Annotated in this window: 12 protein-coding genes; 7 read left to right on the top strand and 5 right to left on the bottom strand. The window is 69.6% G+C overall.

Features of this window, described 5'->3' with window-relative positions:
• The first annotated feature begins 141 nt into the window (after window positions 1-141).
• The 5 genes from ACWGKS_RS05745 (at window position 142) to ACWGKS_RS05725 (ending at window position 5,298) form a co-directional block, all read left to right on the top strand.
• A complete protein-coding gene (locus ACWGKS_RS05745; RefSeq protein ID WP_358513419.1) occupies window positions 142-1,596 on the top strand; it encodes a hypothetical protein in 1,455 nt (484 codons plus the stop codon).
• 106 nt (window positions 1,597-1,702) lie between these two features.
• Window positions 1,703-2,593: an NAD(P)H-binding protein gene (locus ACWGKS_RS05740; protein ID WP_358513417.1), complete on the top strand. Its 891-nt coding sequence runs from the start codon at window positions 1,703-1,705 to the stop codon at window positions 2,591-2,593.
• Between the two features lie 176 nt (window positions 2,594-2,769).
• Entirely contained in the window at window positions 2,770-4,236 is a 1,467-nt protein-coding gene (locus ACWGKS_RS05735; RefSeq protein ID WP_452521883.1) for an MFS transporter, read from the top strand.
• The gene (locus ACWGKS_RS05730) at window positions 4,233-4,817 is read left to right on the top strand and encodes a TetR/AcrR family transcriptional regulator (protein WP_452521882.1); all 585 of its coding nucleotides are present in this window, start codon (window positions 4,233-4,235) and stop codon (window positions 4,815-4,817) included. Before ACWGKS_RS05735 ends, ACWGKS_RS05730 begins: the two co-directional genes overlap by 4 nt.
• Window positions 4,818-4,962: 145 nt before the next feature.
• Window positions 4,963-5,298, top strand: coding sequence for a hypothetical protein (locus tag ACWGKS_RS05725; protein WP_358513411.1), 336 nt, complete (start codon window positions 4,963-4,965; stop codon window positions 5,296-5,298).
• Between the two features lie 10 nt (window positions 5,299-5,308).
• On the opposite strand, the gene ACWGKS_RS05720 is transcribed toward ACWGKS_RS05725, so the two are convergent.
• Both ACWGKS_RS05720 and ACWGKS_RS05715 read right to left on the bottom strand, forming a co-directional pair.
• Entirely contained in the window at window positions 5,309-6,589 is a 1,281-nt protein-coding gene (locus tag ACWGKS_RS05720) for an FAD-dependent monooxygenase (protein ID WP_358513409.1), read from the bottom strand.
• Window positions 6,586-7,155 carry a TetR/AcrR family transcriptional regulator gene (locus tag ACWGKS_RS05715; protein ID WP_358513407.1) on the bottom strand — a complete coding sequence of 190 codons (570 nt, stop codon included), beginning with the start codon at window positions 7,153-7,155 and terminating at the stop codon, window positions 6,586-6,588. Before ACWGKS_RS05715 ends, ACWGKS_RS05720 begins: the two co-directional genes overlap by 4 nt.
• Window positions 7,156-7,396: 241 nt before the next feature.
• Here ACWGKS_RS05715 and ACWGKS_RS05710 point away from each other — a divergent pair, with 241 nt between their 5' ends.
• Window positions 7,397-8,287 (top strand): MerR family transcriptional regulator, encoded by an 891-nt coding sequence (locus ACWGKS_RS05710; protein ID WP_358513405.1) that lies wholly within the window; start codon window positions 7,397-7,399, stop codon window positions 8,285-8,287.
• Window positions 8,288-8,316: 29 nt separating this feature from the next.
• On the opposite strand, the gene ACWGKS_RS05705 is transcribed toward ACWGKS_RS05710, so the two are convergent.
• From ACWGKS_RS05705 to ACWGKS_RS05695, 3 genes are all read right to left on the bottom strand, one after another.
• Window positions 8,317-12,042: a caspase, EACC1-associated type gene (locus ACWGKS_RS05705; RefSeq protein ID WP_358513403.1), complete on the bottom strand. Its 3,726-nt coding sequence runs from the start codon at window positions 12,040-12,042 to the stop codon at window positions 8,317-8,319.
• Window positions 12,042-12,452, bottom strand: coding sequence for a hypothetical protein (locus ACWGKS_RS05700; RefSeq protein ID WP_358513401.1), 411 nt, complete (start codon window positions 12,450-12,452; stop codon window positions 12,042-12,044). Before ACWGKS_RS05700 ends, ACWGKS_RS05705 begins: the two co-directional genes overlap by 1 nt.
• Before the next feature lie 159 nt (window positions 12,453-12,611).
• A complete protein-coding gene (locus ACWGKS_RS05695) occupies window positions 12,612-13,661 on the bottom strand; it encodes a tellurite resistance/C4-dicarboxylate transporter family protein (RefSeq protein WP_358513399.1) in 1,050 nt (349 codons plus the stop codon).
• A 190-nt stretch (window positions 13,662-13,851) separates the two neighbouring features.
• Between ACWGKS_RS05695 and ACWGKS_RS05690 the strand changes: the two genes are divergently transcribed.
• Window positions 13,852-14,595 carry an SDR family NAD(P)-dependent oxidoreductase gene (locus ACWGKS_RS05690; RefSeq protein WP_358513397.1) on the top strand — a complete coding sequence of 248 codons (744 nt, stop codon included), beginning with the start codon at window positions 13,852-13,854 and terminating at the stop codon, window positions 14,593-14,595.
• Window positions 14,596-14,666: the final 71 nt, after the last annotated feature.

Raw genomic sequence — 14,666 nt, 5'->3', positions numbered from 1 at the left:
GCGCCCCTGTGTTCGGAAAGCCCCACATGGCGGTGCTCCGACCGATAGAAGTGGACACCGAAAGTAGGAATTCGACAACGGGGAGTTACATTGGTGCGTCAGGAGACCACTGAGCCGACGGAACGGGCACGGGTACGGCCGGTGACCCTACCGCCGGAGGAGGAACTGGCGCTCGCCGCACGGGACACCTGGCCACTGCGCGAACTGCTGGCGCTGGCCGACTGGTTCACCGCCGAACGCAAGTTGACGGGGACGGGCGTGCCCCGCCCGGACGACATCCGGGCGCTGGCGAGCGACCTGGACCTGTGGCCCGGTGCCACGAAGGAACAGGCCGCCGAGCGCGCGGAGAAATTGAAGCGGCTGCGCGCCGCCCGGGAGCTGCCCGAGTTCCTGGCGCTGTGGCGCACCGCGGTGGCGCTGGGCCTGATCGAGGTCGACTCGGGGCGGGCCCGGGCCTGCCCCGAGGTCCGGGACGGGACGTCCCCCCGGCGAACCCTGGACCTGTGGGTCGCCCTGTTCGAGCGGGCCATCGCCGGCGACCCGGACCCGGAGGACCTGTTCGACGTCGGCCGGTTCGGTTCGGGTCTGATCCGGGACCTGTTGGACGACCTGTACGCGGAGCCCGACGAGACGGAGGTCTCCCTGTCGACCTTGGCCTCGACCATCATCGAGGAGCTGGCCCGACCCGGTGCCCAGTTGAGCGGCGCGTCCCCGGAACTCATCGACCATTCGCGTCGGATGGCGCACATGACCCTGTACCAGACCGCGCTCGGGATCGGCTCCAACGGTGGTATCCGGCTGGTCGACCACACCGGTGGGGAAGCGCGAGCGGAGTTCGCGCCGGAAAGGGGGTTGCTCCCCATCTACTCCCTGACCCTGGACGAGTCGGTTTCGGGCCCTCGGGACTCGGAGATCGTCTGCGCGGCCGTGCTCACCCCGCTCGGCCGGTACGGGGTACGGCGGATGCTCCTGGCCGAAGGGGTCGACGCGCCGCTGCTCGGCGGCCTGGCCCGGGCCGGGGCCGTCGAACTCCTGGACGCGCTGCGCCGGCTCCCCCGCGAGGTTCGGGTGGCGGAGATCAAGGCGTGGGCCGCCCTTCGCACTGCGCAGGAGGCGGTGACGGAGATCGCCGAGGCGTGCGCCGAGCCCACGGGGGACGGGGCGGTGCGTCGCATCATCGCCTCCGAGGTGCTGCGTGCACTCGGCGGTCCGGCCCTGCCCCCGGTGCGCGTACTGCTCGCCTCCGATCGTCCCGCCGTGGCCGGTCTCGCGGCGAGCACCCTGATCGGCGCCCCCGACCTTCCATCGGAGGAGGTCGAGGAGGTGATCGGCTCGCACGGGCTCTGGTTCACGATCGACTCCGCGGCGGGCCTGTTGCACACGGGAGAGTCCGCCCTGGCCGGCGCGTTGAAGAGCGAGGGCGCCGGCGAGGGTCTGCCCTTCACCCGGCTGCTGTTCCAAAGCTCCGGCGAGGTGTGGCGGGGCGACCATCCCCAGACGCTGTCGGTGCTGGACGCGGTGGGCCGGCTCCACCCGGACCGCAAGGTCGCCAAGGCGGCCCGCCGCGCGGCATACAAGGCCCGCAGCCGGGCCTGAACCAACGCGTGGGGGTGGGGGCCGTGCCCCCGCCCCCGATTCCCGTCCGCCACTCGGCGCCGAGTGGCGGACGGGAATCGACCGCCATCGCTTGTAGCGTCCGGCCATGGCAAACGAACACGCACACGGAAAGATCGTCGTCACCACGCCCACCGGCAAGGTCGGTTCACGGGTCGTCCGATTGTTGTTGCAGGCCGGGGTACGTCCCACCCTGCTGCTGCGCGACCCCGACCGACTCGACGCGGCCACCCGGCAACGGGTGGACACGGTGCGAGGGGACCAGGGCGACGCCGAGGCCGTCCTGCGCGCGACCCGGGGCGCCGACCGCCTCTTCTGGGTGGACCCGCCCACCCCCGACGACGACCCCATCGCCGGCCACGCTCGCATGGGAGCCAACGCGGCCCGCGCGGTCGGGGAGAACGGCATCGGGTACACCGTGTTCCTCAGCAGCGTGGGCGCGGAGAAACGGCACGGGGCCGGTGAGATCGACGGGCTGGCCCGGACCGAACAGGCACTGGACGCCACCGAGGCCGACGTGCTGCACCTGCGCTGCGGCTACTTCTTCACGAACCTGCTCATGGAATCGGACTCCCTACGCGAGGGCGTCCTTCCCACCCTGTGGCCGCTCGACTTCGCGATGCCCTGGGTCGATCCCCGTGACATCGGTGACGTCGCGGCGGCCAGGCTCCTCGCGGGCGGCGGGGTGGGACGCGGGGTGCAGGCGGTACACGGCCCCGAGGACCTGAGTTTCGCCCAGGTGGCGAGGATCCTCGGCCGGGTTCTGGGGCGCGAGGTACGCGCCGAGCCGGTCTCCGATGACGACGTGCGCGCGGGGCTGCGCTCCGTCGGTATGAGCGCCGGCCAGGCCGAGGGCGTCGTCGGCATGGCGGCCGGGTTGCGTGAGGACTTCGTGCCCGAGCAGGAACGCGACGTGCTCACCACGACCCCGACCACGCTCGCGGCCTGGGCGCACACACACCTTCGACCCCTGCTCTGAGCCCGCGCGGGAAAGGTGACCTTGGCGGTGACCTTGGTCCCAGTGGGCGCGAGTCGTTTGACCCACGGGGGTGAACGGGTGTTCACTCAAGGGGGTGAACAATCGTTCACCCCTTTTCTCGTGCGCCCGAACCCCACTCGCCCGCCGCACCCCTTCACCACTTTGGAGCTCCAAGTATGGCCGTCCTGCGTGTGCCCTCCTGGGCCACCATGGGGATCCTCACCTTCTGTGGCATGGTCGTCTCACTGCAGCAGACACTCGTCATCCCGCTGCTGCCCGACCTGCCCGAGATCCTCGACGTATCCGCCGACGACGCGTCCTGGCTGGTCACCGCGACCCTGCTCACCGGAGCCGTGGCCACCCCGATCGTCTCCCGCATGGCCGACATGTACGGCAAGCGCAGGATGCTGCTGGTGTCCCTGGGGGTCATGACCATCGGTTCGCTCATCGCGGCGCTCGGCGGGAGCTTCCCCGCGATGCTCGTCGGCCGCGCCATGCAGGGCTTCGGCGCCTCCCTCATCCCCGTGGGCATGAGCATCATGCGCGACCAGCTGCCCCGGGAGAAGCTCGCCGGGGGCATCGCCCTGATGAGCGCCACCCTCGGCATCGGCGGAGCCCTGGGGCTACCGCTGTCCGGTCTGCTCTACGGCGCGTTCGGATGGACCTCCCTGTTCTGGACCACCGCCCTGGTCGGCGCGATCTTCCTGATCGCCATCCCACTGACCCTGGACGAGTCCACCGAACGCTTCCCCGGACGCTTCGACATCGTCGGCGCGCTACTGCTCACCATCGTCCTCGTCGGCCTTCTACTCCCCCTGTCCAAGGGCGCGACGTGGGGCTGGACCAGCGGCGAGGTCATCGGCCTGACCGTGCTCTCGCTCGTCTGCCTGGCGATCTGGGTCCCCCTCCAACTGCGCATGCGCGAACCCATGGTGAACCTGCGCACCGCCTTCCGACGACCCGTCCTGTTCACCAACGTCTCCTCGTACTTCGTCGGCTTCGCGATGTTCCTGAACAGCCTGGTCACCACCCAGGAACTCCAGGTCCCCACCGAGACCGGGTACGGGATGGCCCTGCCCGTGGCCGTCGCCGGACTGGCGATGGTGCCGGGCGGCCTGATGATGCTCGTCTTCTCACCGATCTCCGCCCGCATGCTCAACCGCTGGGGCGGAAAGACCGTACTGCTGACCGGCGGCGTGGTGATGGGCGTGACCTACCTGTGGCGGATGTTCAACAACGACGCCGTGTGGGAGATCATGATGGGCAACATGCTCGTCAGCGTCGGCAGCGCCATCGCCTTCGCGGCCATGCCGGCGTTGGTCATGGCGTCCTCCCCCCGCAACGAGACCGCCTCGGCCAACGGCGTCAACGCCCTGGTCCGTTCCATGGGCACCTCCAGCGGCAGCGCCGTGGTGGCGTTGGTCTTCGCCTCGCTGACCGTGACCGTGAACGGCGCGGTGTTCCCCTCCGCCCAGGCCATGTTCACCGCCAACGGGCTCGGCCTGGCGGTGTGCGTGGCCAGTGTGTTGTTCGGGGCCATCATCCCGGCTCGCGAGCGCGGCGAGAAGGGCGATGATGTGGTCACCGGGCCCGCCCCGGTACGCGAGGTCGTCAAGGAGGTCCAGGAGAAGGTGGAACCGTGAGCAGAACCGACAGTCGGAGCACCATCCTCGACAAGGCGCGAGCGCTCTTCTCCGAACACGGCTACCAGAAGGTGAGCATCCGCGACATCGCCACCGCCGCCGGGGTCTCACCCTCTCTGGTGATGAAGCACTACCGGAGCAAGGCCGAGCTGTTCAACGAGCTGGGGCCCAACGAGATCCCACTGGCCGAACTCGACCTGCCCCGCTCCGAACTCGGGCGCGCTCTGGTGCAGAAGGTCCTCACCCGGCGCGAGCACGACGTGCGCGACCCCCTGCTGGTGGCCGTCTCGCACGTGCGCGAGTCGCCCGACCCCGACCGCACCCGCGAGGAGGTGCGGGAGCGGTTCCTGACCCGCCTCGGCGACCTGATCGGGGACACCACCTCCGATCGCCGCCACGCAAGCGCCATCGCCTGCCAACTGATCGGTCTGGCCGAGGGGGTCCGGCTGCTGGGGCTGTTCCCCACCGACGAGGTCTCCCGCGATGCGGTGCTGGACCTGTACGGGCCTCTCGTGCAGCAGCCGATCGACGCCTGTGCCCTGGCCCGCGCGGCCCCGGAGGAGCCACGTCCCGCCGACTGAAGCGGTCGGCCCCGCGGTGGAGGACCCTGGGATGGGGGCCGAGACCGCCTCTGAAGAGGAGATTCCCGCCACCTTCCGCTCAACGAACGGGCCCGGGGATGCGGCGCGAGGCCCATTCGTCACAAGAACAGGGCATGATCGGACCATGGAACGCTGTGATTTCTGCGAACTCCCCATCGGGGGCGGCTGCGCGTGCTCACTCGTGAGCGAGGCCCGCAGCCGATCCGGGCAAGAGCCCGGGCCCGCCTCGAAGGAGGCCCGTTTCCCTCGCGGCGCCATCCTCATCTCACCCAGAGGCATCGCGCACCGCCCAGGGTGCGGGCATCAGTCCGAATCCGAGATCGAAGCGCCGATGTGGGGCTGGATCAACGACCCCGACCCGCTCCTGTGGCGCCGCCTGGGCGAGAGCACCCCCGCCCAGGCCACGAAGGGCAACACCAAGCGGGTCGCCACACGCCGCTGCCGAAGCTGCGACACCTGAGGCCGCGGCCTCACGGCCGGGGCGTTTCGAACCCGCTCCGGCCCTCCGTTGGACTCGCGTCCACGCCCCCGATCGGTTCGACCAGGGGCGTGGCGGCGAGGTCCTCGACCACCCGGCTGGGCTTGCCCGACATCGCCGAGGCCACCCAGCGGTCCACACCCGGCAGGGCGGCCAACCCCAGCACGAGACGGCGCAACCGGAGTCGTAGTGCGGTTTCGGGCAGGAACCAGGAGGTCCCGGTGCGGGCCGCGCGCTGACGTTCGGCCACCACCGGACGCCACCGCGCCTCGTAGCGTTCCAGTCCTTCACGCACCGTTGCCGCCCGAGCCAGTTCCTCGGCCAGCACGAACGCCCCACCCACACCCATCGAGGCGCCCTGTCCGGCCAACAACGACACCGCCTGGCACGCGTCTCCCAGCAGCACCACCCGCCCCTTGGACCAGGTGTCCATCCGCGACTGGGCCACGTTGTCGTAGTAGACGTGTTCGGGCTCCGGACACCGTTCCAGTGCCCGTGGCACCGACCACCCCAGGCCCGAGCAGGCCTCGCGTAGGGCCCGCCGCGGATCGTCGGGCAGGGTGGTGTCCTCGGTGCGGTGCACGGTGAAGACCGCCACCCGATCCCCCTCCAGGCCGTAGAAGCCCATCTGGGCGCCCAGGCTGTCGGTGAGCAGGAAGCGTCCTCGCAGGCGGGCGTGCAGCTCGGCGTCCTCGAAGACGAAGGCGCCCGTGTGGAATCCCAGGTGGAGCAGGTGGTCCTCCTCCGGGCCGAAGACCAGGCCCCGCACCGTGGAGTGGATGCCGTCGGCCCCGGCGAGCAGGTCGGCCTCCAGGACCCGACCATCGGACAGCCGCACCCGGACCCCGTCGGGTCGCTCCTCCACCCCGGTCAGCGCGGCCCCGTAGACGAGTTCCACCCCTTCGGGCAGGGATTCTCGCAGGGCCAGTTCCAGGTCCGGGCGCATGATCGAGACCAGGGACCCGCCCATGGCCCGGGCGAAACGACGGAAGCCGATCGAAGCCCGGCTCCGCCCCTGTTCGTCCACCAGGACGGCCTCGTCGAAGTCGTGGCCCAGTTCCCGGATCCGGGGCAGCATCCCCATGATCCGGGCCGCGTCGTAGCCGGGACCGAAGAAGTCGATCATGTAGCCCTGTGGACGGGGTCCCGGGGCGCGTTCGGCCACGGTGACCCGCCATCCGTGGTGCGCCAGGCGGTGGGCCAGGGCCAGACCCGCGATCCCGGCACCGGCGACGACGGCGTGCGGTGCTCGTGACGTGTGCGGTGTGCTCATCGTTGCTCCTCAACGGCTCCGCTCAGGAGCCTGCGCAGGACGGGGACGACGGACTCGGCGGTCAGGGAGGGGTCCAGAGGGCGGTGCAGCATGAGCCCGTCCACGGTCGCGGCCAGGACTCGGGCGGTGGTGTCGGGGGCGGGGACCCCGGTGGCCCGCATCCAGTCGGTGAGCAGGGTGCGAAAGTCCGCCAGGAGCCGGGTGAGGGCCTCGCGTAGTTCCTCGTCGCGCCCCGCCGCCAGGAAGGCCTCCGTGAAGAGCACCGAGGTGGGGTCCTCTCCCGAGTAGGCGTCCAGGGAGCCGAGCAGCAGGTCGATCCCCTCCCGGGCGGTGGCGCCCGGCAGGTGGGCGGCCCCCTCCTGGGCCACGGCTCGCATGGTGCGCAGGGCCGCCTCGTTGAGCAGGGCGCGCAATGACGGGAAGTGGTAGTGGACCAGCCCGGGGCCCACCCCGGCCCGCTCGGCCAGCACCCGGGTGCTCACCCCGGTCCAGCCCCGCTCGGCGATGAGCTCGGCCGCCGCGTCGAGCAGGCTCTCCCGCACCTGGTGCGCGCGCCGTGTGGTCATGCACTCCCCCGTTTCCAAATTTGGGCGATCGACTTGGACGACTGCCCAATTTCGAGGATGCCACATCCACCGGCGCCTTGTACAGACCCCCACCCCGAGCCCCGCGGGCCCTCGGCCATCACGGAGGCGGGGCGCATCTCCCGGCATCGGCGCGGGGCGGTGTGCACGAGGTTGCACCTTCCGTAGCGGCATGTGGTCTGGTGGGCCTACGTCCCGGTTCCTTGAGGAAAGGCCCCTGCTCATGCATTCGTCCTTCATGCCGCCCCGCCAGGTCAAGATCGGTGACGCGGCGGCCTTCGCCGGCAGCACACCACGGGCGATCCGTCATTACCACGAGATCGGCCTTCTCCCCGAGCCTGAGCGGGGAAGCGATGGCCGCCGCCGCTACGGGTACGAGGACATGATCCGCCTGCTGTGGATTCGCAAGATGGCCGACGCCGGGATCGCCCTGGACGACATCCGTGACGCCTTCACCACCGGCACGACTTCCGCCGGCGCAGGCAGCGGAGACGGTATCGCGAACATCCTGGAGCGGTTGGAGGAAACCCTCGCCGAGCAGGAGGCGGAACTGCGGCGGAAGCGGACCGCCGTGCAACGGATGCGCACCGAAGGCAGCCGGATGGGCCTGCTCTCCGACTTCGTCACCGACCGTCTCAAGAGCCTGCCCGAGGGCTCCCTGCGTCAGGCGGACCTGGACACCCTGCTGGTCACCGAACGGATCTTCGGCCCGCTCGGCGCGGCCGTCCAGGCCACCCGCTTCATCGCCCTGGCCACACACCCCACCCTGCGGGAGGACTCCGACCGCATCGATGAAGCCGAGGAGGCGCTCGACGACGGCGTCGCCGTCGATGATCCACGGGTGGCTCGGGTGGCCGCCGAACGGCACGCCTTCGAAAGCGCCCTGCTGGCCGTCATCGAGGAGTCCGGCCTGGAGGAGGAGGACGACGCCCTCTTCGACGCCTGGGACGCTTTGCACCCCGCTCCCGCCGACCTCGGCTCCGGCAGGCGGGCGGCAGGCTCCATGAGCGCGTTCGAGGCCATCGGCAAGATGCCCTACGACCTCTCCCCGGCCCGCCAACGCTGTATGGAACTGGCCCTGGAACTATCCACCCAAGACTCACCCGCCACCTGAAACATCGCTGGTGCGGTGACCACAAAGGTTCACCGCGCTAAGGACGCTCCACCCTTCTCCTTCACGATCTCCCCTGCCACCACCTCGGGTTCGGCCAGGCAACGCCAGGCGGGGACCCGCACGGTGCGCAGACCCGAGACCTTCTCGAACAGGGTCGCGTGGTCCAGGGTTCGTTGCAGTGTACGGCCCGGCCCCAGGGACATACTGGTGCCGACGCCCGCACGGTCGACGATCACCGCCGTCTCACCGGCGGCCCCGCTCACCAGCAGGTCGCACACGTATCCTCCAATGCTCTGACGCACCCTGGGCTCCGCTCCTCGGACAACGAGTGCTTCGAACAGTCGGCTGCGAGCATCGCCGGACGCCTTGTCCACGGGCTCGATCGAACCGTCGGCGAAGTCGGAGAGCAGCCCTCCCTGGTCGGCCCAGTACGCCCGGTCACCCACGACGTACAAACGTGAGCGGGCCCGGGTCACGGCCACGTTCCACAGGTTCTGCTGCCGCAGCGCCCATTGGCCACTGGAGCGATGCACACCGGTGGCCGCGGCCGGGGAGACGACCACCACGTCGCACTCACCCCCCTGGAAGGTGTGCGCGGTCCCCACCCTGATCCTCTGGAGTGCCCTCTGGCCCAGTTTGCGCTCGATCTCGCGCACCTGGGCGGTGAAGGGCGAGACCACGCCGATGGTGGCCTTCTCCGGAAGGCTCGCCCACAGCTCTCGGAGCAGGTCCACCACCGCCTCGGCCTCCTCGGAGTTGCGGCAGGACCGACCGCCCGGACGTTCACACCGTCCACGCACGTCGATCCATCGAGCTGCGGGATCCTCAGGAGCGGTGAGACCCACCGTGTCGGTGCGTACCGCGAGTCGTTCACCGTAGAAGCGCCGGTTGACGGGGGCGACGATGTCGGGGTGACACCGATAGTGCTCGTCGAGCCAGAGCACCTCGCCGCCGCCAGCCGCCAGTGCCGAGGCCGCGGCGTGGTAGGCGGAAGAGCCGGTGTAGGTGAGCGAGCGATCGTCGAGTTCGTCGGCGCGCAGTCCATGGACGACCTGGATCCTGCGGTCGTCCTGGTCGCTGAGCCGATTGACCGGTTGTAGCTGGTGCGGATCCCCGATCACCAGCGCCCTCCTGGCCCGATACAACAAGGGGATCAGGTCCGCGACGGTGCACTGGCTCGCCTCATCGACCACCACCAGATCGAACAGGCCCGGCATGGGCGGGAACACCCCGCGCACCGAGCGGGACGTGGTGGCCCAGGCCCGGACGGTGCGCACCAGGTTCTTCATGCCCTTCCACCCGGACGCACCCGAATCCAGGTTGCGCAGACGTTCCTCGATGACGGGCCTGCCTGAGGTCAGTGCCTCGGCGACTCTGCCCAGCAGCAGTTCCGTGCTCTCCGGTCGCCGCTCGTCACGCAGGGCGCGAACCGTGTCGGCCACGTCCTCGGGGCGGGGTCGGGCACCTAGCTCCTCCAGCAGCCCGATCCACTCGCGTTCGGTGGTCAGGAAGCTCAGGATGGCGACCAACTCCCGGTCGGAGCCCGCCACCCGAAGTCCCCGGCGTGTGCGCCATCGATGCCACCATCCGGACCACCGGCTCTCCATGGCGGAAGCGACGGTGCCGGCCCAACGCTCCACGTCCCGATGCCTTGGGAACGTGTCCGGGCTCAGTCCGCCAGGCAGTTCCTCGATCTGCCTACGGCGAGTGTCGGCCAACATCGTCAGACGCCGTTCGGTCTCCTCCACGGCGGCCAGGTCGTCCTGCGCCGTGAGAAGCCTCCGCTGCCGCATGGACAGGCGCTCATGCGCGGTATGGACATCGACGCTGTCCCACTCCGCCGCGAGCAGCCCGTTGAGGATGTCGCGTTCGTTCCCCCGTTTTTCCTGGTTGCCGGTGCGCACCACCAGGTCGGCCTGGGAACCGAGACGATTGACCTTGCCGACGACCTCGTCCACGGCGGTGTTGTTGGTGGAGGCCACGAGCACGGACTGGCCGGCTACCACCGCGGTGGTGACGACGGAGGTGATGAGCTCGGTCTTGCCGGTGCCCGGTGCCCCGGTGGCAACGGTCAGGGTCCGGCTCATCGCCGATGCCAGGATCTCCTCCTGCGCCGCGTTGCTGAGGCCGGTGACCACCGGCGTCACCGAACCCCGTTCCTGAATGATCCGACGGGGTTCCGCGAGCACCCCGAGTGCCGTGTCCGCGATGGTCTCGATCCTGATCGCGTTGGCCTTGCGATGGTCCAGGTCACCGATGAGCTGTTTGACGGCCGCCCCCGCCGGATCTCCCCGGTACAACACGGCGGCGTTCTGCGCACCCCTTCGCGCGCCACGCCGCACGTCCAGTTCGCTGTTCAGTTCGCCCGGAACCAGGTCATCAACACGATCCAGATTCAATCGGGCACAGACCGCACGCGCCTTGTCCGCCAGCCCCGAGACACCTCGCCCTGCCCAGTCCACTTGGAACCAGTCGACGAGCTCCTCGATGTCGGCCTCGTCGAGCTCGGCGGCCGAGAGCAGCAGCTCCCGGTTGAGCTCCGGTTCACCGACCGGGACCAGGAAGCGCTCCTTCTGTTCCCCGACCATCTCCACGTCCAGGACGAACAGCGGGGCGAGTTTGGCACGCCTCCCGCTACCATGTTCGGGGCGCGCGGTGTCGAAGAGCACCGCCGGGTAGCCGTAGCGCAGCGGCCTACGCTCCTTGGCCGCTTCCAGAACGAGGTTCTCGGCGCTCTCGGACAGCCGCCAGCGGTCCGCAGACCCGCTGAGCAACACCTCCGAGCCCATGTCGCAGACCACCACATCACGCCCGTCGGCGTCGGGAAGCTGTTGCAGCACGCTCTGCCGCAACAAACAGTCGCGCTGGTAGTCCAGGTAGGAGCCCCAACGCCACCCCTCGTGGGTGGCCCGGGGTTTCGGCGCGGCGCTCGGCCCGGTCGGATCACCCTCGTGCTCACCTGTGCCCTCGGAGGAGGCGCGTCCATTCCTGTCCGTCGCTCCCGGCAGGTTCGCGGCCGTGGCCGAACCCGCGTGGCGCGCGAGGACGAGTTGTCCCCGCACCCCGAGTGCGAAGGCCGTGACGCGCTGGGTATCGACGTCCTCCACCTCACGGTGGACGTATTGGTAGAGCTCCACGGCGTCGATCCAGCCGTCACCGTTGGTGTCCGGAGCCGCACCCGCCAGCCCGCGAACGACCGCGGAGGTGAAGGGCGAAGGCCGCGCGCCATGGGTGTTGTCGCCCTCCCTGGCCTTCTCCAATGCCCCAGACGCGGCGATGACATAGGTGCCCGCCCCGTCGCTGAGCTCCCGTTCGAAGTCGATGTGCTCGTCTTCGCCGGAGCGCGTGGCGAACCCATCGGCGAAGGCACCGCCGTGACAACAGTCCAGTAGGAGCACCTTGCTGCGCATTCGCGAGTCCTGGAGCATGAGTTTGAGGACCTCGGCGGAGATCGCGGTGTTCAGGAGGCGTTTACGCTGTGTGTCCCGGAAGGCCAGGTGCAACCGGCCACGATTGTCCTTCACCCCGTGACCGGAGAACGAGACGAACAGGAGATCCTCGGGGCGACACTCGCCCAGCACCCCCTCAAGTGCCTCCCTGGCCTCGTTGCGGGTGGGATCGGCCAACACCAGGACTCGGTCGAAGTGGCCGTTGGCCTGGAGCACCTGCTCCAGCGCCCGTAGGTCGGCCAGCGGTGAACGCAGATCTTCGAGTTCTTCGTAGGTGTTGACCCCGATAAGGATCGCCGTGCGCATCAGGCGCCGTCCTTCACGGTTTCATCCGTGGGCCGATCGGTGTCGTTCCGCAGGGCTCGGACGTAGGTCTGCACATCCTCGGGTGAGACCCGTCCCTGCACTGTGATCTTGGCGCCCTCCAGCTCGACCGTGACCGACCGCTGTTCGCTCTGTTCCAGCCAGGAACCCACAAGGGAAACCAGGGACGTGAGCACTGGCTTGAGTAGCACGCCGCTGACCAGCACCGCTCCGGCAAGGAGCCCGGGGTCCGCTGACCTGGTCCCCTCCACGGCCTCACCGTCCGCCGCACGCACCTCGTCGACGTCCAGGTCCTCCAACAGGAGCGCCAGGGCACGGGTGTGCCGGTCCGCTTCCTCCTCGGTGACGTCGTCCTCGAAATCGACCCTGGCCACCAGCTCGCTCGACCGCACCCGAACACTCTCCAGTTCTCCGGAGGACGGCCGCACCGTCACGACCCACTGACACTCCGCAACGCAGGTTCTATCAACCGGAGCGCGTTCGCATCGGGCTCTTCTCCCCATTGGCCGCATCCGGTCATGCTTCACACGTCCGGGGCCGGGATTCTCTACTCAGAGAAGAGAAGAAGGCGCAGGCGATCGAGGCACGGTGGGGAACCACGACCGAACCATGGCCGCGCTCGTCAGCGCCCACGCCGTCAGGGCCACCCAGATCCACGCCTCGCCGATCCACTCGACCAGCGGTAGACGGTCGGCCCGCCCCAGGTACATACAGGCCACGGAGTACATCCCGAGCGGGAAGACGATGCTCCACAGGGTCGGCGTGTACTTCAGCGGTACCCGCTTGACGAGGTGCCGCCACACGCCGACCGCGATCAGCGCGGGGATCAGCCAGGTCGCGAAGGCCCACAGCACCACGGCCCCACCCTCCACCAGGCCGCGGACCGCGTCGACCATCGGCGTGCTCTCCATCTCGATGATGCGAGAGCCGGCGACGACGCTGATGGCGATGGCGCCCATCGACACCCAGTAGGGCGGGTCGAAGTCGCGGGGGTCCAGCGGCGCCTGGAGGATCCGCAGGACGACGAACATCGCGACGGCGGCGTACAGCACCACACCGATCGACCAGGCGAAGACCGCCAGCACCGAGAGCCCGTGCCGCCCCAGGCCCTCGTAGTGCGGCTCCAGCGTCGCGGCGACCACGGCCACGGACTGGGCGGCCACCACCCAGATGAACCAGGTCCCGTTCGCGGCGTCGGTCACCGGCCGTTCGTCGCGGCTGAGCACCGCCGCCCACGGCACCGTGTAGCCGAGCAACATCCAGCTCACGGCGCCGATCGCCAACAGGACGGTCGCCACGGTGAGCGCGCCGTGCGCCGCCAGGCCCGTCGCGAGAACACCGGTTCCCGCGACGAAGGTGAAGATCAGGAACGCCTTGCGCGAGTCTCGCAGATCACGGGCGAAGGCCTCGCGGTAGGCGATGATCCGCCACACGTTCAAGGCGATGAGGAGCACGTAGCCGCCCCCCGCCAACCCGAGCAGTACCAGGGACGTGACCTGCCACGACCGCTGCGCGGCAGCGACCGACAGGATCCCGGTGCCCATGACGAACGCGAAGTACCCCGGGGACAGGTGTTCGGGGGTCGGTCGAGAACGCGGCATGGTTCGGATCCTAGTACGGTCCACCATTGGCACCCGAAACGCACTAGATGTCCTTAATCAACCGATTCACACGCGGTATCGGGAGTCGACGGCCACGCCGAACACCTCGCGGATACACCGCGCCCGAACCCCGTTCGGCGGAGAATGGGCCGATCCCGACGAGCGCACCGCGCGTAGGAAGGAAACGTTCATGCAGCTGGAACACCAGATCGTCGTCGTCACGGGAGGAGCCGCCGGCATCGGTGGCGCGATCTCACGCGTCCTCGCCCGTCGCGGCGCCAAGGTCGTCGCGGTCGACGTCAACGGGGAGGCCGGAGCGGAACTCGAAACCGAGCTCGGCGCCGACGTCGCCTTCGTCCAAGGTGACGTCGGCTTGCCGGAGACCGCCGAACTCGCGGTCCGCACCGCCGTCGAGCGCTTCGGTGGGCTGACGGGTCTGGTCAACAACGCGCACGCCTCGCGCCAGGCGCCCTTCACCGACCTCACTCGGGAACAGTGGGACCTGTCGTTCTCGACCGGCTTCATCGCCACGCGCAACTTCATGCTCGCGGCCCACCCGCACCTGGCGAAGTCCGGTGGTTCGATCGTGAACTTCGGCTCGGGCGCCGCGCTCGTCGGCCAGCCCACCCAGGCCGCCTACGCCGCCGCGAAGGAGGCCATCCGCGGCCTTTCCCGCGTGGTCGCCAACGAGTGGGCGAGCCAGAACATCCGCGTGAACGTCGTGAGCCCGATGGCGATGACGGCGGGCGTCAAGGCCTGGAGCGAGTCCGCCCCGGAGCTGTACCAGGCCTCGCTCGCGAAGGTCCCGCTCGGCCGCTTCGGCGACCCCGAGACCGACGTCGCCCCGATCGTGGCGTTCCTGCTGTCGGACGACTCCAAGTACATGACCGGCCAGACCCTGATGGCCGACGGCGGAGCCAACAAGCTGTACTGAGCCACCGACGTCGGGCATCGCCGCCCCACCGCGATGTCCGACGTCGGTACCCGCCGGCCGGTACCCCGGAG

It is taken from the genome of Nocardiopsis sp. NPDC055879 (assembly GCF_053615935.1).
Note: the sequence above shows the minus strand (reverse complement) of the source record. Positions and strands in the feature narration are given on the sequence as shown.

Bases quoted from the DNA above. Each gene is read 5' to 3' on its own strand.
- ACWGKS_RS05725 (WP_358513411.1), top strand. From the start codon at position 4,963: ATGGAACGCTGTGATTTCTGCGAACTCCCCATCGGGGGCGGCTGCGCG.
- ACWGKS_RS05720 (WP_358513409.1), bottom strand. From the start codon at position 6,589: ATGAGCACACCGCACACGTCACGAGCACCGCACGCCGTCGTCGCCGGT.
- ACWGKS_RS05735 (WP_452521883.1), top strand. From the start codon at position 2,770: ATGGCCGTCCTGCGTGTGCCCTCCTGGGCCACCATGGGGATCCTCACC.
- ACWGKS_RS05705 (WP_358513403.1), bottom strand. From the start codon at position 12,042: ATGCGCACGGCGATCCTTATCGGGGTCAACACCTACGAAGAACTCGAA.
- ACWGKS_RS05710 (WP_358513405.1), top strand. From the start codon at position 7,397: ATGCATTCGTCCTTCATGCCGCCCCGCCAGGTCAAGATCGGTGACGCG.
- ACWGKS_RS05715 (WP_358513407.1), bottom strand. From the start codon at position 7,155: ATGACCACACGGCGCGCGCACCAGGTGCGGGAGAGCCTGCTCGACGCG.
- ACWGKS_RS05690 (WP_358513397.1), top strand. From the start codon at position 13,852: ATGCAGCTGGAACACCAGATCGTCGTCGTCACGGGAGGAGCCGCCGGC.
- ACWGKS_RS05695 (WP_358513399.1), bottom strand. From the start codon at position 13,661: ATGCCGCGTTCTCGACCGACCCCCGAACACCTGTCCCCGGGGTACTTC.
- ACWGKS_RS05740 (WP_358513417.1), top strand. From the start codon at position 1,703: ATGGCAAACGAACACGCACACGGAAAGATCGTCGTCACCACGCCCACC.